This window comes from Clavibacter capsici, from assembly GCF_001280205.1.
In the GTDB taxonomy this organism is placed as follows: domain Bacteria; phylum Actinomycetota; class Actinomycetes; order Actinomycetales; family Microbacteriaceae; genus Clavibacter; species Clavibacter capsici.
This window is the reverse complement of record NZ_CP012573.1, coordinates 2,426,516-2,443,904: the sequence shown is the minus strand read 5'-3', so window position 1 is coordinate 2,443,904 and position 17,389 is coordinate 2,426,516. Positions and strand designations below refer to the sequence as shown.

General features: G+C 75.3%; 12 protein-coding genes. 10 read left to right on the top strand and 2 right to left on the bottom strand.

Features of this window, described 5'->3' with window-relative positions:
- Positions 1-149: 149 nt before the first annotated feature.
- Positions 150-995 carry a helix-turn-helix transcriptional regulator gene (locus AES38_RS11405; RefSeq protein ID WP_053775080.1) on the bottom strand — a complete coding sequence of 282 codons (846 nt, stop codon included), beginning with the start codon at positions 993-995 and terminating at the stop codon, positions 150-152.
- A gap of 160 nt (positions 996-1,155) precedes the next feature.
- Between AES38_RS11405 and AES38_RS11400 the strand changes: the two genes are divergently transcribed.
- Together AES38_RS11400 and AES38_RS11395 are read left to right on the top strand one after the other, a co-directional pair.
- Positions 1,156-2,094 carry an SDR family oxidoreductase gene (locus tag AES38_RS11400; RefSeq protein WP_053775079.1) on the top strand — a complete coding sequence of 313 codons (939 nt, stop codon included), beginning with the start codon at positions 1,156-1,158 and terminating at the stop codon, positions 2,092-2,094.
- 102 nt (positions 2,095-2,196) lie between these two features.
- Complete coding sequence (locus AES38_RS11395) at positions 2,197-2,841, top strand: GNAT family N-acetyltransferase (protein WP_053775791.1); 645 nt, start codon at positions 2,197-2,199, stop codon at positions 2,839-2,841.
- Between the two features lie 4 nt (positions 2,842-2,845).
- On the opposite strand, the gene AES38_RS11390 is transcribed toward AES38_RS11395, so the two are convergent.
- Positions 2,846-3,694: a trypsin-like serine protease gene (locus AES38_RS11390; RefSeq protein WP_053775078.1), complete on the bottom strand. Its 849-nt coding sequence runs from the start codon at positions 3,692-3,694 to the stop codon at positions 2,846-2,848.
- Between the two features lie 297 nt (positions 3,695-3,991).
- Between AES38_RS11390 and AES38_RS11385 the strand changes: the two genes are divergently transcribed.
- The 8 genes from AES38_RS11385 to AES38_RS11350 all read left to right on the top strand — a co-directional run bounded on the left by AES38_RS11385 (position 3,992) and on the right by AES38_RS11350 (position 17,374).
- Positions 3,992-6,025: an aldo/keto reductase gene (locus AES38_RS11385; protein ID WP_053775790.1), complete on the top strand. Its 2,034-nt coding sequence runs from the start codon at positions 3,992-3,994 to the stop codon at positions 6,023-6,025.
- Positions 6,004-7,047, top strand: coding sequence for a LacI family DNA-binding transcriptional regulator (locus AES38_RS11380; protein WP_081001889.1), 1,044 nt, complete (start codon positions 6,004-6,006; stop codon positions 7,045-7,047). Before AES38_RS11385 ends, AES38_RS11380 begins: the two co-directional genes overlap by 22 nt.
- Positions 7,048-7,461: 414 nt before the next feature.
- Positions 7,462-9,306: a hypothetical protein gene (locus AES38_RS11375; protein ID WP_157883532.1), complete on the top strand. Its 1,845-nt coding sequence runs from the start codon at positions 7,462-7,464 to the stop codon at positions 9,304-9,306.
- On the top strand, positions 9,294-10,952 hold the full coding sequence (locus AES38_RS11370; protein ID WP_053775076.1) for a YcaO-like family protein: 1,659 nt from the start codon (positions 9,294-9,296) through the stop codon (positions 10,950-10,952). The genes AES38_RS11375 and AES38_RS11370 overlap by 13 nt, the downstream gene beginning before the upstream one ends.
- Before the next feature lie 14 nt (positions 10,953-10,966).
- Positions 10,967-12,517, top strand: a complete 1,551-nt coding sequence (locus AES38_RS15870; protein WP_053775075.1) for a nitroreductase family protein — start codon at positions 10,967-10,969, stop codon at positions 12,515-12,517.
- Positions 12,514-15,186, top strand: coding sequence for a lantibiotic dehydratase (locus AES38_RS11360; protein ID WP_053775074.1), 2,673 nt, complete (start codon positions 12,514-12,516; stop codon positions 15,184-15,186). The genes AES38_RS15870 and AES38_RS11360 overlap by 4 nt, the downstream gene beginning before the upstream one ends.
- Positions 15,183-16,244: a lantibiotic dehydratase C-terminal domain-containing protein gene (locus tag AES38_RS11355; protein ID WP_053775073.1), complete on the top strand. Its 1,062-nt coding sequence runs from the start codon at positions 15,183-15,185 to the stop codon at positions 16,242-16,244. Before AES38_RS11360 ends, AES38_RS11355 begins: the two co-directional genes overlap by 4 nt.
- A complete protein-coding gene (locus AES38_RS11350; RefSeq protein WP_053775072.1) occupies positions 16,241-17,374 on the top strand; it encodes a hypothetical protein in 1,134 nt (377 codons plus the stop codon). The genes AES38_RS11355 and AES38_RS11350 overlap by 4 nt, the downstream gene beginning before the upstream one ends.
- Positions 17,375-17,389 lie beyond the last annotated feature (15 nt).

The window sequence follows — 17,389 nt, the reverse complement described above, 5'->3', positions numbered from 1 at the left end:
CGGCCGAGCTGCTCCGCGCGGTCGACGCGGTCGAGGCCCTGCTCGTGGATGCGGTGCGGCGGGAGGGGATCGCGGTCGGCGGGTGATCCGATGCGTCCGTCTCGTGCCTCCCGCGCCGGTGCCCGCGGTCGTCTGAGGGAGGGGGCACCTCACCCCATCCGCTGCGCCCCGATCACCCCCAGCAGCCGCAGCTTCTCGTGGCTCTCGGAGCCCGGCGCGGCCGTGTAGACGAGGAGGTGGTGCGCCTGCTCCGGATCCGTGAGGGTCTGGCACGAGAGCTCCAGCCGGCCGAGCTCCGGGTGCTCGAAGCGCTTCACGGCGCCGGGCCGCAGGCCCACCTCGTGCGCCCCCCACAGCTCGCGGAACTCGGCGCTCCGCGGCAGCAGCAGCTCCACGTAGCGGGCGGCGCGGGATCCGGGGCCCCGCTTCGTCGCGACCTCGCGCAGCCCCGACACCCACAGCCGCCCGAGGGCCGCGTGGTCCTCCGCGGCGAAGAGGCGGCGGCTGGCGGGATCCGCGAACCACCGGTACCCCATGCTCCGCTCCGGCCCGGTGATGTGCGCGGTGTCGCCCGTGAGCGCGACGCCCATCGGCGTCTGCATGAGCGTCTCGCCGAGCTCCGTCACCACCTCGGCGGGGGTGTCGACGAGCCGGTCGAGGATCCGCTGGAGGCCGGGGCCCACGTGGTCGCCGGATCCGCCGCGCGCCGCCGGCTGGTGGCCGGCGAGGAGGAACAGGTGATCGCGCTCGTCGACCGTGAGGTGCAGGCCGTGCGCGATCGCCGCGAGCATCTGCTCGGACGGCTGCGGGCTGCTGCCGCGCTCGATGCGCGCGTAGTAGTCGGCCGACATGCTGGAGAGGGCCGCCACCTCCTCGCGCCGGAGCCCGCTCGTGCGGCGACGGGCGGTGCGGGGGAGCCCGACGTCCTCGGGCTGGAGCGCCTCGCGGCGTCGGCGGAGGAACTCGGCGAGCCCCGCGGGATCCATCTGGCGCATGCGTCCTCCTGTGTCCCGTCCATCCTCCCGGGGCCGGGCGGGCGCAGCCAGGACCCGCCGATCCACGTCTCGACGCGCCCTGGTTGCCGGACGGCCCGGCGCCCAGGCTCGGAGCAGCCGACGCGGAGCCCCTGCGTCGCCGCCACCAGGAGGTTCCGCCATGCCCCGTCGCCCCATCGACGTCCCCGTCCCCGACCTCACCGGCCGCCGCGCCCTCGTCACGGGAGGCAGCGACGGCATCGGCCTCGCGCTCGCCACCCGGCTCGCCGGCGCGGGCGCCGAGGTGCTGCTGCCCGTGCGCGACCGCCGCAAGGGCGAGGCCGCCGTGGCCAGGATCCGCGAGCGCCACCCCGCCGCCCGCGTCGCGCTGCACGACCTCGACCTCGCGTCGCTCGCGTCGGTCGAGGCGCTCGCTGCCCGGCTCGCGGACGAGGGCGCGCCCCTCCACCTCCTCGTCGCGAACGCCGGCGTCATGACGCCGCCCGAGCGCCGCACCACCGCCGACGGCTTCGAGCTGCAGATCGGCACCAACCACCTCGGCCACGTCGCGCTCGTCGGCCGGCTGCTGCCGCTGCTGCGGGCGGGATCCGCGCGCGTCGTCTCGCAGGTGAGCGTCGCCGCGACTTCCGGCGCTGTCGCGTGGGACGACCTCCAGTGGGAGCGCCGCTACAACGCGATGCGCGCGTACAGCTCGTCGAAGATCGCGTTCGGGCTCTTCGGCCTCGAGCTCCAGCGGCGGAGCGCGGCGGGCGGGTGGGGGATCACGAGCGCCCTCGCGCACCCGGGCGTCGCGCCGACCAGCCTCCTCGCGGCGCGCACGGAGACGGGCCGGTCCCGCGACGGGCTCGACGTGCGGACGATCCGGCTGCTGTCGCGGCTCGGGATCCTCGTCGGCACGGTCGACACCGCGTACCTGCCGGCGCTCGTCGCCGCGACGGCCCCCGATGCGGGCGCGCGCATGTACGGCCCGCGCGGTCCGGGCCACCTGGGCGGCTCCCCGACCGACCTGCCGCCGTTCTCGCGCGTCGCGGTCGAGGCCGACGCGCGCCGCATCTGGGCGCTGTCGGAGGAGCTGACGGGGGTGCGGTTCCCGGCGTGACGGGGCGGCGGATCCCGCGCTCAGTCGACCTGCGCCCGTCGGGTGTCGCTGCCGCTCGAGCACCGCATCGGTCCCGACGCGCACCCATGCCAGGCTCGGGGCATGAGCCCCGACCCCGTCATCCTCCGGTCCGACGACGCGCGGCTGGCCGGGCTCCTCTCGGACGGGTGGGTCGTGTCCGCCCGGTCGTGGGGCGCGCAGCTCGACGCCCGGCGCGTCGACGAGGCGGACCTCCGCGCGCGCGTGGCCGGCATCGCGCCCGGCCTGCGGATCCGCGAGCTCGGGTCGGACGACCGGGACCGGATCCTCGAGCTCGACGCCGCCACGATCGACGACTACCCGGGCGGCCCCGCCACGCGGCACGCGCCCTTCACCCCGGGGACCACGCTCGCGGGCACCCCGGCGAGGCGGGCGTTCGGGGCGCTGGACGCGGACGGGCGACTCGTCGCCCTGACGGTCCTCGACGTGGACGTGCCGGGCGCCCGCGCCGAGACGGACGTGACGGTGGTCGCGCCCGCGCACCGCTCCCAGGGGCTCGGTCGTGCCGTGAAGGCCGCGTCCGTCCTCGCGCTGCGGGACGCCGGCATCGAGACGTTCCGAACCGGCGGATCCCGGGAGAACGCGGCGATCATCGCGGCGGGCACCGCGCTCGGCTACCGCATCGACGAGGGGTGGGTCACCCTGGACGCGCCGGAGGCTGCCGACGACCGGGCCGGTGGCCGGCGGACGTCCGCCGACCACCGGTGACGGATCAGCTCGGGGGCGCCAGCACGTACGCCGGCAGCTCCGCGAGCACCTGGTCGATCGACGTGTAGAGCAGGTACTGGTTGTTCTCCGTCTTGCCGGAGACGATCCCGAGCAGCTGGTGCCCGTACGACACCACCGGAGCGCCGGAGTCGCCGCCGGCGAAGGCGTCGTGCTCGTCCGTCTCTCCCGCGGAGACGTGCCGCCACCGCGTCTGCACGCCGCGGGGGAGGCTCACCGGGTGGTAGGTGCACCTGACCCCGCTCACGAACCCGGACGTGCAGAACCGGCCGGTGGGCTCGGCCGTGCCCTGGATCGGCTGCCGTCCGACGCGACCGCGGCTCGGCATGAAGACCTGGCCGTTCGCGCGCGGCGTGTACGTCTGGATGGGGCTGCAGAACGCCGGCGAGGAGTGGTGCGAGCGGCAGTACAGCGTCCGCTCGTCCGGCTGGGGCGAGACGCGGATCAGCTCGATGTCCGACCGGTGGGGCGAGATCCAGTCGACCGTGCCGATGGCCGCGGCGCCGACGTGGACGGTCGAGTACATCGGCCCGCAGTGCGCGGCCGTGAGGATGTAGCGGGTCGCCCTCTGGTACGGCGTGAGCATGAGGTACCAGCGGCGGGCGACGAAGACGGCGCCGACCGTGCAGGTGCCGTTCGACGAGTCGATCTTGGAGCCCGCGATCACCGGGAGGGTGAAGCGGTCGCCGGGCTCGGCGTTGGCCGGGGCGGTGCCGACGGCGCCGAGCGCGACGACCGCCGCGAGCGCGGCGACGAGGGCGAGGAGGCGGGAGCGTACGGGCCGACGACGGCTCGCGCCGCTCCTCGCCGGGCGTTCGCGGTGGGGGATGCGCATGGGTTCTCCATCTCTGGGGGTGCGGGGTGCGGACGCCGCGCGGATGCACGGCGCGACGCGGGACGGGCCGGGCGCGTCCCCGTGGGGTGCGCCCCCTGCCGCCTCACGCGCGAGCGGACGCCAGCGCCGGCGCCGCGCCGCGCGGGCCCGCTCCGCACACCCGCGCGGATCCGCTCCCGAGCCCGCCGCTCGTGAACGTTCACGGGTCGAACTCCCGACGATCCTTGACCTCGGATCACCGCGCCCCGTAGCGTCGTCGTGAACGTTCACGCCGACGACGCCGCGAAGGGCACCACCATGACCGACCCCACCTCGACCACCCCGACCTCGCCCGGCTGGGCGGTCCTCGGCCCGGGATCCATCGCCCGCCGGTTCCTCGCGCAGCTCCCCGCGAGCGAGCGCGGCGCCCGCCTCGTCGCCGCCGGCAGCTCGAGCGCCGAGCGCGCCTCGGCCTTCGCGACGGAGGCGGTCGAGCACGGCTTCGCCGACGTCACGGGCGCCGACTACGACGCCGTCCTCGCGGATCCCGACGTCGACGCCGTCTACATCTCCACCGTGCACACCGGCCACGCCGACCTCGTGATCCGCGCGCTCGAGTCCGGCAAGGCCGTGCTCTGCGAGAAGCCGCTCGCCGTCAGCCACGGCACCGCGATGGCGCTCGTCGACGCGGCCCGCGAGGCCGGCCTCCCTCTCGTCGAGGCGTACATGTACCGCTTCCACCCGCAGACCGCGGCGCTCCTCGAGCTGGTGCGCGAGGGCGTCATCGGCGAGGTCGCCCACGTCGACGCGTCCTTCTCCTTCCGCACCGGATCCCGCACCGGCCGCCTGTACGACACCGCGACCGCGGGCGGCGGGATCCTCGACGTCGGCGGCTACACGGTCACCGCCGCGGCCGCCGTCGTGCAGGCCGCGACCGGGATCGCCGTCGCCGAGCCGCTCACGCTCGAGGTCGACGGCACCGTGGGCCCGACCGGCGTCGACGAGTGGTCGGTCGCGCGTGCCACCTACCGCGGCGGCGCCGGGCAGGCGGGGATTACCGCGACGCTCCGCACGGGCGTGGCCCTCGACGAGCCGCAGGCGCTCACGATCCTCGGCTCGAGGGGCCGCATCCACCTGGCGGACCCGTGGACCCTCGGCGCGGAGCCCACCATCGAGGTGTCCGTCGTCGGCGAGGAGCCGCGCACGCTGAGCTTCGCGGGGGCGAAGCCGTACGCCATCGAGGCCGACGCCACGTCCGACGCGCTCGCGGCCGGCCTCGGCGAGGCGGCGCAGATGACGCTCGACGAGACCCTCGCCACCGCCCGCACGCTCGACCGCTGGCGCGCCGCGCTGGGGCTCCGCTACCCGTTCGAGTCCGAGGACGCCGACATCCCCACCGTCTCCGGCCGGCCCCTCCGCGTGCGCGACGACAGCCCCATGCTCTACGGCGAGATCCCCGGCGTCGGCAAGCGCATGTCGCGCCTCGTGATGGGCGTCGACAACCAGCCGGACCTCGCGCACGCGTCCGCGATCTTCGACCACTTCGTCGAGCAGGGCGGCAACGCCTTCGACACGGGCTACATCTACGGCGGCGGCGTTCACGAGGGCCGACTCGGCCGGTGGATCCGGAACCGCGGCATCCGCGAGGACCTCGTCGTCATCACCAAGGGCGCGCACACCCCGCACTGCGACCCGGAGTCCCTCACGAGCCAGCTGCTCGAGAGCCTGGACCGGCAGGGCAGCGACTACGCCGACATCTACCTCATGCACCGCGACAATCCCGAGGTGCCGGTGGGGGAGTTCGTCGACGTGATGGACGAGCACCAGCGCGCCGGGCGGATCCGCTCCTACGGCGTCTCCAACTGGACGCCCGAGCGCTTCGACGAGGCGCAGGCGTACGCGAAGGCGAACGGCCGCGCGGGCTTCCAGGCGCTGAGCGACCACTTCGGCCTGGCCGAGGCGTACGACGTGCCGTGGGCCGGGTGCGTCCACGTCACGGATCCGGCGTCCAAGGCCTGGCTCGAGGAGCGGCAGGTCCCGCTGCTGCCGTGGTCGTCGCAGGCGCGCGGCTTCTTCACCGGCCGTGCCCGCCCGGACGACCTGAGCGATCCGGAGCTCGTGCGCTGCTACTACGGCGACGACAACTTCGAGCGCCTCCGCCGCGCCGAGGAGCTCGCGGCTGAGCACGGCGTGCAGGCCACGGCGATCGCCCTGGCCTACGTGCTCGCGCAGCCGTTCCCGACCTTCCCGCTGTTCGGGCCGCGCACCATCTCCGAGGTGCGCTCCTCGATGCGCGGCCTGTCGGTCGAGCTCACCCCGGAGCAGGTGGCGTGGCTGGACCTGCGCGGCTGAGCGGAGCGGGCGCGACCGGCCGGGAGCCCGCCCGGGACCCCGCCGGCCGCGCCACGATCCACGACGTCGCGGCCGCCGCCGGGGTCTCCCGCCAGACCGTGACGCGCGCGATGAACGGCATGCCGGGCATCAGCGAGGCGACCAAGCGCCGCGTGCTCGACGCGGCCGACGCGCTCGCGTACCGGCCGTCGCGCTTCGGCCGCGGGCTCGTGACGGGCGGCGACCACCAGCTCGGCCTCGTGGTCGACGACCTGCGGAACCCGTGGTCGCCCGAGCTCGCGTCCGCGGTCGTGCGCGTCGCGGCGGCCCGCGGCTGGAACGTGTCGCTCGCCGACGTGGGCCTCGCCGCCGACTCCGACCGCATGGTGGAGGCGCTCGGCGCGCAGACCGACGCCGTGATCGGGACCCTCGGGTACCGCGCGGCCGAGTGGATCGCGCGGCTCGGCTCCGTGCCGGTCGTGGAGCTGGATCCGCACGCCGAGCCCCTGCGCGCCGCCGTCCTCCTGGATCCGTCCGACGCGATCGACGCGCTCGCCGACCACCTGCGCGCGGCGGGCGTCGCGCATCCGGTCGTCCTCGACGCCGCGGTCGCCGCGGGCCCCAGCGCGCGCGCCGCGCTCCTCGTGGACGCCTTCGCGGCGCGCGGCATGGCGGCGTCCGTGGTGCGGGCGTCCGCGCCCACCGCGGAGGCGGCGGCGGAGGCGACCGAGCGCATCGTGGCCCGTCCGCGCACCGTCGACGCGATCGTCGCCTTCAACGACGTGTGCGCCCTCGGCGTGCTCTCCGCCTGCCGCCGCGCGGGCGTCGACGTGCCGGGCGACGTGCGCGTGGCCGGCATCGACGGCCTGTCGATCGGCCGCCTGCTCGCGCCCACCCTCACGACCCTCGCGGTGGACCTCGACGAGCTCGCCCGCCACGCGCTCGACCTGGCGGTCGCGATGATCGCCGGTGACCTGCCGGGCTCGGGCCCCGAGGTGGTCCGCACGGTGCGGCACCAGCTGGTGGTGCGCGAGTCGGCGTAGGGCGCGCGGGACACGCGCGTCCATGCGCGCGAGGCGGACGGCCCACGCGACGCGAATGGTCGCAGGAATGCCCTCGCGCGGGGGCGCGAGCTCTTCCCGTCTGATTCCCGACGCGCGAGATTAGCGCAATGCGGCGATTCCATCAAGGCCGGAGGGGAGGAAATGGGGAATCGAGGTGCGGCTATTTCGGGGGGTGGACTGCCTCGCGCTCCACTGCGTAGCATCTGAGGCAGCGGGAGGGCGTCGCACGCCTCCGCCCATGTCGACGCCGACGTCGACCGCGTGGGCCCCCGACGTTCTGAGGGGGGCGACATGACGGACATGATCAGCACTTCGTCTGCTCCGGTGTCGGGCTCGACCGGGGTCGAGGACAGCAGCCGGCCATTCCTGCGCAAGGACACCTTCTATGCGCCGGTGGATTCCGGAATCCAGTTCTCGTCCACCGGTCCGGCGTTCCAGCTCTCCGGTGCCGGTGTATTCCGGCTCTTCGAGCGCATCGTGCCCCTGCTCGACGGATCCCTTTCCCGGGAGGAATTGCGCACCGCCGCGGGGCCGCGTCATTGGCCCGTGGTGGACGGCCTGCTCGGGCACCTCTCCGAGCGCGGATTCCTCCGGTGGATCTCCGCCGGCGACGTCGAGGTGGTCGACGAGCGCGACCGTGCCGAGCACGCTGAGCAGATATCGTTCCTCGCGCAGTACGTCGACGCGCCGCACGCCGCGTTCCGCCGACTCCGGGACGCTCCCGTGCACCTCGTCGGGGACGGACCGCTCGTGGACGCCGTCGCGGAGAACCTCCGGGCCAACGGCCATCGCGACGTGCACGCCATCGCCGATCCGTCGTCGCCCGACTCCGACGAGGCGCTCGCGCAGGCCGAGCACGTGATCGTGATGCCCACCGCGCGGTCGTACTCCTGGTTCCGTCGCCGAGGCGCGTCGCTGGAGGCATCCCGGCTGCTCCTCGTGGTGCCGGGCGCGGGACGGCTGTGGGCGCTGCCTCACCGGTGGGCTCCCGGCGCGGCCGAGGGGCCCGACTGGACCGATGCCGTCGCCGCGTTGGAGGAGGCGGGGGCGCTCGCGGGGCTGCACCGCATGCTCGTGTCGGCCGATCACGGCCACGCTCCTCTCGTCGGTCGCGCCGCGTCCGTCCCCGTGCAGCGGATGATGGGCGCCCTGCTGTCGTACGAGGTGTTCAAGGGGCTCACGGGCGCGCTGCCGGCGGAGACGGCGACCGGTGCCGTCTCGCTGGACTCCGTGACCGGGGAGACGGCGTCGCACCGCGTCGTGCCGTCCACCCAACGCGGGCGCGCGATCGTCGTGCCGCTGCGTCCATCCGCCTCGGATCCGGCCCGCCGGCCGCGTGTCCCGTCGCTCCGGGACTCCCGCGCCGACGAGTACGACGCGTGGCGCGAGGCCGTGGGTCCGATCACGATGCCCGTGACGGGGTTCGACGACGCCGATCTGACGCAGCTCCCCATGAAGGTCGGGGTCGCCGTCACGACGAGCGGCGCGCGACGCGCGTCATCCAGCATGTGGACCGCCGCGGACGCCCGGATGGAGGCCGTGGCCCGGTGCTACGAGGACCTCGTCGCCGAGCTCGAGCCGGCGACGGGACGCGTCGCGCTCGCGACCACGGGGGACGGCAGCATCGCGGAGGTCCCGGCCGGAGCGGTCTTCCGGCGCTCCCGTGCGAACTCCGACGGCCGCCACGACCGATCGGCCGCGGCGGTGGCCGTCGCCCTCACCGCGGAGGCCGCGGTCGACCGCGCGGTCGACGGGGCGGTCGCGGAGGCGCTCCTCCTGGACGCCGTGCGCCGGCCGTCGGGCACGGTCTTCCCGCTCCGCGCCGACGACGCCGCCAGCACGTTCATCCGCGACATCGCGCCCGGGATCTCCTGCGTGCACCTGGGCTCGGTCGAGGTCGACGGGCACGGCGAGCTGCACGTCGCGGTCGCCCACGAGGAGCGGGACGGCCTGGTCGTCTGGCACGCGGCGGTGGGGGCGAGCCCGGTGTCGGCAGCGGTGTCCGCCGCATCGGAGGTGGTCGCCCAACGACAGCACGGGCACCTCGCGCCTGAGACCGCGTCCATGCGCCTCTGGAGCGGGGTGGATCCGCGCGCGCTGGTCGGCGGGGACGGCACCGGCGCCGCGCGGCGGGCGGAGGTGGCCGTCGGCCTCCTCGAGGCGCCGCTCCTCGTGGCCGCCGGTCTCGTCGCGGCCACCGCGGTGGTCGTCGGAGGGGTGCCGACGTGGACGTCCTGATCGCCGACCGCTACGCCCTCGTCGCCCGGGAGGGCGACTGCCTCGAGTGCGCCCGCGTCCGGCTCGCCGAGATGGACGGCTTCCACCTCCGCAGCTCCTCGACGAGCCGGCGGGCGGTCGACGCGGACGCCGAGCACCCGTTCTTCCGCGCCTTCCTCGACGCGTTCGCGTCGCCCGCTCGCGACGGCGGCTACGTCGCGGTCGGGCGCCACGACGTCGGGGTCCGCCACGGCGACGTGGTGTGCCGCGCCCACTGCCCCCACGCCCCGTCGGCGTCGCCCGCGTCCGTCGACGTGCCCGAGCCGGATCCCGCCGGCTACCGCGCGCGGGACCTGGCGGCGAGCTTCGGCGAGGGGAGGCGGGAGAGCGACCTGTGCAACCCGGTGACCGGCGTGCTCTCCGCGAGCCTCTCGCCCGACCTCGGCTCGCTGGTCACGTCCAAGGTCAGCGGCTTCGTCGTGCAGCACGGGGACCACGGGGCGTTCGTCCGCGCATGGGGTGGGCACTGCGACTCGTACGCGCGCTCCGCCCACGTCGGCCTAGCGGAGGGCATCGAGCGCGTCTGCTGCGCCGAGCCGGATCCGGAGGACGTCCTGACCGACGTCCCGGCGGACGTGCGCCTCGTGCAGCCGGGCGACTTCGGTCTCGACCCGGCGTCGTGGCGCATCCCGCACCCGGTCATCACCGCGTGGACGCGCGGTGTCGACCTCGTCAGCGGAGCCGCCGCGGCGCTCCCGACCCGCACCGTGCACTACGAGGCGCGCGTCGCCGACCCGGTGTACGTGCAGGACTCGTCCAGCGGATGCGCCGTGGGCGGCTACGACGACGAGGCGCGGCTGTTCGGGCTCCTCGAGGTCGTCGAGCGGGACGCGTTCCTGCTCGCCTGGCACGGCGACCTCCCGCTGCGCGAGATCGACGCGGACACCATCCGCGACCAGGAGTCGCTCGCCTACCTGCGTCGGCTGCGCCTCGTCGGACGCCGCGTGCGGTTCGTGGACGCCACGGTGGGCGTCGAGGTCCCCACCGTCATCGCCGTCTGCGACACGGCTTCCGGCGGCGTCTGCCTGGGAGCGGGCGCGCATCCGGATCCGGAGCGGGCCCTCCGGTCCGCGATCGTCGAGGTCGCGTCCGACTTCACGGTCGTCGAGGACCGTGCCGCGCAGAGGCGGCCCGAGCTCCTGGCCATGCTGGAGGATCCCGGACTCGTCCGCGCCGTGGAGGACCACGCCGACCTGTACGGCCTCCCGGAGGCCCGGCCCCGGCTGACGCGCTGGGCCCGCGGCGACTCCCGCTCGTCCGCCGGCGCCACCGCCGACGACCGGCCGCCGGTCGCGCTCGCCGACCTCCGCCGCGACGCGGGCGCGGGGGAGGGCGTCGCCTCGGACCTGCGCATCGTCGTCGACGCGGCCGCCCGGGCCGGAGTCGCCCCGATCGCGGTGGACGTCGGCAGCGCTCTCTCCCGCAGGCACCTGCTGGCGTGCTCCAAGGTCGTCGTCCCCGGCCTCCTGCCGCTCGACTTCGGGTGGGCGGACCAGCGCGCCCTGCGCATGCCGCGCCTCGCGGACCGGTGCCGTGCGTGGCTGGTCGAGCAGGGCCTCGCTCCCACGGACCTCCGCATCCACCCCCACCCCCACCCCTTCCCGTGACAGACAGGAGAGACGTGTCGCCGAACACGGACTGGTCGGACGTCCCCGTCGGGGACGCCGCCACCAGGTACGCCCGTCTGATCATCGACCGGGCCCGGGTGGGCATGCCCGACGACACGTGGCACGCGGACTGGGCGAACGCGCCCCTCACCGTCACCGACCACCGCACCGCGCCCCTCCGCCTCGTCGCTCCCCTGACCCTCGGGGCGGGTCTGCTCGGGGACCGGCCCGTGCCGGTCAGCAGGGCCGTCGCCGACGTCTGCCACGCCGCGTACGGGACGGTGGCGGCGCGCATCTCGGTCAACCTCAACGACCGGCCCGAGGTCCATGCGCGCGCGGGCTCCGTCAAGTGGGGCCGCGGCGCCGCATCCGGAGGAGGCAGGTACTGCGTCGACGCCTACCTCGTCCACGGCGGCGACGAGGACCTGCCGCCCGGCGTCCACCACTACAGCGCGGTGGCGAACGGGTGGGAGACGCTCCAGCGGCACGATCGCACGGAGGAGCTGCGGCGCATCCAGGGCTACCCGGATCGGGCGGTCGCGTACCTCGTGCTGACCATCGACTACTGGCGGTCGTCCTTCAAGTACAGCGACTTCGCCTACCAGGCCACCTCCATGGACGTGGGCACCTTCTTCGGCGCGGAGCGGGAGCTCCTCGGTGACGACGTCGCAGGCTCGCTCGACATGGAGGTGGACGAGACGGCCATCGCGGACCTGCTCGGCATACGCGCCGACGATCGCGGGGTCTACGCGGTGCAGCCGTGGGGACGCGTCGTCGCGGGCAGCGTGCCCGCCGGCCGCGAGGCGGCCACCCCCGCGCCCGCCGCCCTCCCCGCGCACAGCCGCGACGTCCGCCCCGTGCGGTTCCCCACGACGGCGGCCCTCCAGCGGGACATGGCCGCCGAGGCGCCCGACCGCTCGGCACGGGAGCTCGTCCGCTGCGTCGTGCCGTCGCCGGCCCGGGCGGAGCGGGCACGCGCATGGCGCGAGCTCGCGGAGCGCGAGACGAGCTTCGGCCGGTTCGGCCAGGGGACCATCCCCCTCGCCGCGCTGCGGGAGCTCCTCGACGAGGGCCGCCGAGCCGCGGAGGCCGTCGCCGGAGGCAGTCCGCGCCCGACCCGCACCGCCCACCTCGTGTACGCCGACCGGGTCGAGGGGCTCGACGCGGGTCTCTACCTGGACGAGGGGGACGGCCTGCGGCGCCTCCGCGACGGCGACCACTCCGCCTTCCTCGAGAGCACCTACTTCCTGCGCAACTACATGGGCCGCCTCGCGGCGTGCACGGTCCTGCTGTGCGGTGACGTGGTGCCGGCCTCCGCCGCCTCCGGCGTGCGCGGCTACCGCCGCACGAACGCCGTCATCGGCGCCGCGTGCCAAGCCCTGCTCACCCGCGCGGGCCGGCTCGGCGTGGCGACGGGCACGGCGCTCGGCTTCGACGTGGCCGCGCACTCGGAGCACGCGGGCCTCGACGACGGCATGTCGCCCATGCTCATGATCATGCTGGGCGTGGACGCGCCGGCCTCCGGCCGCGTCCATGCCCGCGTCCTCGAGGGGGCGCGACCGTGACCGCCGCAGGCGTGGTCTTCGACGCCCGCTGGCAGCTCCGTCTCGGCGGGCTCCCGGTCTCCGTGGTGGACGAGCTCGACGATGCCGCCCACCGCGCGAGCTTCGGCGCGTTCTGGGCCTCCCTCCGACGCATCGCCGACCGTCAGGACGCGCTCAGCGCCCGCCTGCACGCCGAGATCGCGCACCGCCGCTCTGCGGGGGAGGACGCCCGTCCCCTGGTCGCCCTGCGACGCGCGCTCTTCCAGCGCGACGCGGAGGCGGTCGAGCGGAGCCTCGCGGTCGTCGGCGCGGCGGGGACCGCCGGGCTCGAGGCGCTCCTCGGCGCCGATGCGGCCGACGTCCGGTCGTGGCTCTCGCACGACCGCGCGCACCGCGATCGCTTCGCGGACACCCTGCGTGCCCAGCGGGACCTCCTGCGCGGACACGCGTCCGATCCCGGCTTCGTCCGCGGGGTGGCGCTCTCCGCGCCCGAGCTGGTCGCCGAGCGCACGCGCTACGCCCAGGCCCTCGACACGGGCCGCAGCGTCGACAAGCGCGGCAAGCGCGTGGAGCGGTCCGTCATGTCGTACGTGCTGCGCGCGGCCGCCAAGACGACCCCCTTCTCGACGCTGGGCCCGGTGGCCTTCCCCGACGCGGGGGCGGTGGGCAGCCCCGCCGCGCCGCCCGGATCGCGGACCACGTGGTCGGTCTACCCGCTCGCGCACGTCCTCGCGGTCACGTCCGCGCAGCCGGATCTCGTCGGCGGCTTCCGCGTGCGCATGAGCCCCTACCTCCGGCGCCTGCCGGAGACGACCTCCGTGGACCGCGCGACCTGGACCTTCACCGACGTCGAGTCGCGGGACGACTACGCCGCCTGCGTCGAGGCCCACGTGACGCTCCGGTCCGAGGGGGTCATCAAGCTCGTCGAGCACGTGCTCGACGAGCTCGGCGGGGAGACCACGTGGCGCGGCCTCGCGGACGCGCTCGTGTCCGCGGGCGGCATCCCGGAGGATCGCGCCGTCGAGCTCGTCACGACGCTGATGCGCCTCGGGGTCGTGGTCGCGCCCGCGCTGGCCATCGACGCCACCGACGAGGGCGGCTTCGCGAGCGTCCTCGAGCAGCTGGCGTCCGGCGGCGCACGGGGCACGCGCCTCGCCGGGCTCCTCGCCGCCTACCGCGACGCAGCCCGGGAGCTGGCCGGCATCGCGGAGGGCGAGGAGCGCGCCGCGCACGTGCGCGCGCTCCGCGGCCACGTCGCCGACCTGTACGCGGAGGCGGGCATCGAGTCCGGGCTGCCCCGGTCGGTCGTGTACGAGGACGTGGTCGTCCGCGCGGACGACCCCGGCATCGCCCGCGGTCTGGACGTCGGGCCCGACGTCGCGGACGCCCTGGTGCGCTTCATCGACCTGCTGGACACGAGCCACCTCCGGCGGGCGCTGCTCGACGGCTACTACCTCCACCTCGTCGAGGCGGGAGAGCCCGTCGACGACGTGGCCGCCTTCCTCCGCGGGCTGGACTCCGAGCTGCTGCAGTCGTTCCAGGAGCACCGCATCGACACGGTGGCCGACGAGGACCTCGCCGACGACCCGTGGCTGCGGTGGGGCGGAGCCTGGCGCGGCGAGGCGGCGCGGCGCACGATGCTCGCGCGGCTCCGCGCGCAGCAGCGGACGCTCCCTCTCGTCGGCACGGACATCGCGCGGGAGATGGACGCCCGCGAGGTGGACCTGCGGGAGGAGCTCCACGACCTGCTCTCGGGTCCGCCCCTCGTCCGGGCCGCGTACCGGCACGTGAACCTGCTCGTGCAGCAGGACGCAGCGACCGGGGTGACCGTCGTGAACGACTGCTTCGGGGGCATCGGCTTCCCGCTGTCGCGCTTCACGCACGGCGCCGCGCACCGCGAGGTCGGCCTCATGGCGGACGTCGAGGCCGTGGCGGGTGCCGCGGGCGTGCGCCTCATGGAGATCAGCGGCGGGACGGTGTTCTCCAACCTGAACCTGCATGAGCCCGTGCTGTCCACGCGCCTCCTCGTGCCGGGCGACCCCGTCCGGCCCGGCTCGGGGGCGGTGCGGTTGGAGTCGCTCGCGCTGCGGTGGGATGAGCGCGCCCGGCGCGTGACGCTGGTCGAGCGCGCGACCGGGACCGTGGTCCATCCGGAGTACGCGGGGTACCTCGTGCCGGCCGCGACGCCGCGGCTGCACCAGTCGCTGTCGCTGCTCACCCCGTCCGCGACGATCAGCGCCAAGCCCGCCGACCTGCTGCAGGCGCTCCCGGAGGAGGGCACGGTCGTCGTGCGCCCCCGGATGGCGCTCGGCGGGATCGTGGTCGTCCGGGCGGCGGTCCTCCTGCGGGCCGCCGATCTTCCCGCTGAGGATCCGACGACGCAGGCGGGGAACCTCGCGTGGCAGCGGTTCTGGGCGCACCGCGCCCTCCCCGTCCGCTCCTACGCGCGGGTCCTCGCGGAGGGCGCGGCGCGTCGCTCCAAGCCGTTCCTCCTCGACGCCGCCCTCATCGTCTGCCTCTCGAACCTCGCGAGCCGGCTGCGCTCCGCCGGAGCGGGCGCGACGCTGGAGCTGACGGAGCCGCTCCCCGCGCCCGAGGGCGCCCACGACCTCGGCGACGGGACGAGGCGCGTGACCGAGGCGATGCTGGGCATCAGCGTCGTCGACATCCCAGGAGAGGACGCAGCATGAGCACGATCACCGATGCAGTCGCCGGGCGGATGCCGCCCGCCTCCCTCGACGAGGGCGGCCGCTGGGTGGCCTACCACGTGTTCTACGGCGGCTCCCCGGACGTGCTCCTCACGGAGTGCCTCGTCCCCCTCGCGGAGCGCCTGGTCTCGTCCGGCGTGGTGCGCGACTGGTTCTACATCAACTACTGGCTCGAGGGCAGCCACGTGCGGCTGCGGCTGCGGGTCGGCGCCGGGACGGGCGACGCGGAGGTGGACGGGCTCGTGCTGCCCGAGGTGGAGGCGTACCTCGCGCGCAGGCCGTCGATGCACCCGACCGTGCGGCTCACCGACAACGGGTTCTACGAGCAGCTCTTCCTCGGGGAGTTCCGCGAGGAGGACCGGCCGCAGCACTTCGACGAGACCGGTGCCCCGCTGTTCCGCGAGAACAACACGATCGAGCGCCGACCCTACGAGCGGGAGACGCACCGCTACGGCGGTCCGCGGGGGATGCTGCTCTCGGAGCGCCACTTCGTCGCGTCCACGCAGCTGGCCGCACGGGTCCTCGAGCGCGGCAACCAGGACGTCCGCGGTCTCCTGCTCGGCATCGCGACGCAGCTCAGCTTCGTCACGGCCTGCGCGCTGCTGCGGGATCGTGCGCTCGTCGCCGACTTCTTCGTCGCGTACCACCGCAGGTGGGCGGCCGGCTACTCGGACGACACGCCGTACACGACGGAGCGGGGCCAGCACGAGCACCGCGCCACGGCGGCCACGCTGCGCAACAGGACCATCCCGCTCCTCGGCCCCATCGTCGACCGGGACCTCGCGGGCATGCCGGAGCTCCTGCGCGACTGGGCCGAGGTCAACCTCGCGACGCGCGACGAGCTCGACGTCCTGTTCGCCGAGGGCGCGCTCGAGTTCGACTACCAGGACGGGAGGCGAGCACCGGAGTCCCCGGACGCGGCGGCGTGGTCCCTCTGCCATTCCCTCATCCACATGACCAACAACCGGATGATGGTGTCGGTCTCCGACGAGGCGTTCATCGCCTACCAGGTGGCTCGGGCCATGGGGGCCGACGCGTGAGCGGCACGCAGGAGGCCGGCGCACCGCAGGCCGCGGCCGCGTGGCGCCCCCGCCTGGCCGCCGGGGCTCAGGTGGGGCCGGCTCGCTGGGACGGCCAGCAGGTCCTCACCGACGTCTCCGTGGCCGGCCAGGAGCGCATCCTCCGCGTGGGCCTGCGCGAGCGGATGGTCCTCGACCTCGTCGACGGCACGAGGACGGTGCCGGAGATGGGCGCGGAGATCGCCCGGCAGGGGCTGCCCCTGCCGGAGCAGGTCGTCGGCGCGACGGTGAACAGGCTCCTCGCGTTCGGCCTCGTCGAGCGGCCCTTCGCGATGTCGGCGCCGACGCTCGACGCGATCGACCGTCGGGCGGCGGTGGGCGCCGACAACCTGTCGGAGGTCTGGGCCGTGCGCGGCGGATCCGCCCGCAACCCGTTCGGGTTCCTGGCGGCGACGCCGGTGCTCGTGCTCCTCGCCGCGGTGGGCATCGTCGCGGTCGTCGTCGGATGGACGTCGGCGGACACCGCGTGGGCGGCGGTGCTGGCCGCGCCGCCCGTGACGGGGATCCTCCCGGCGCTCGCCATCGCGATCGCATGGAGCTGCGGCGTCACGCTGCTCCACGAGGGGGCGCACGTGGGCACGTTCCGCGCCCTCTCGGGACGTCGGGCACGGCTCTCCGTGACCCGCCTCGGGGTCGTCCCGCTGATGAACACGCAGCTCGACGGACTGGCGCTCCTGTCCCGCGGCCGACGGTTCCGGGTCGTGGCGAGCGGACCCGTCGTCTCCATGGCCCTCGTCTCCGTGCCCTGCGTCGTGCTCGCCCTGGCCCCGCCCGGCTCGTTCCTGGAGGTGGCCGCGGCGACGGCGCTGCTCGTGGACCTGCTGGTGGTCAGCCTCGCCGTCTCGTTCCTCCCCAACACGGACGGCACCCGCCTGCTGGAGGTGGTGGCCTCGGTCGACCAGCTGCAGGCGGTCGCGTTCCGCACGCTCACCGGCAGGTACGCGCGCCCGCGCGGCCTCCCGCGCGGCCTCCCGCGCGGCCTCCCGCTCGTGACCCGCGTCGTCGTGGTCGCGTACCCGTTCTTGCTGGTGGCGGCGGTCGTGTCGCTGCTGCTGGCCGGAGCGTCGGCGCTGGCGCCGGCGCTGACCTGACGCGCGTCCGCGTCG

Bases quoted from the DNA above. Each gene is read 5' to 3' on its own strand.
- AES38_RS11405 (WP_053775080.1), bottom strand. From the start codon at position 995: ATGCGCCAGATGGATCCCGCGGGGCTCGCCGAGTTCCTCCGCCGACGC.
- AES38_RS11400 (WP_053775079.1), top strand. From the start codon at position 1,156: ATGCCCCGTCGCCCCATCGACGTCCCCGTCCCCGACCTCACCGGCCGC.
- AES38_RS11395 (WP_053775791.1), top strand. From the start codon at position 2,197: ATGAGCCCCGACCCCGTCATCCTCCGGTCCGACGACGCGCGGCTGGCC.
- AES38_RS11390 (WP_053775078.1), bottom strand. From the start codon at position 3,694: ATGCGCATCCCCCACCGCGAACGCCCGGCGAGGAGCGGCGCGAGCCGT.
- AES38_RS11385 (WP_053775790.1), top strand. From the start codon at position 3,992: ATGACCGACCCCACCTCGACCACCCCGACCTCGCCCGGCTGGGCGGTC.
- AES38_RS11355 (WP_053775073.1), top strand. From the start codon at position 15,183: ATGAGCACGATCACCGATGCAGTCGCCGGGCGGATGCCGCCCGCCTCC.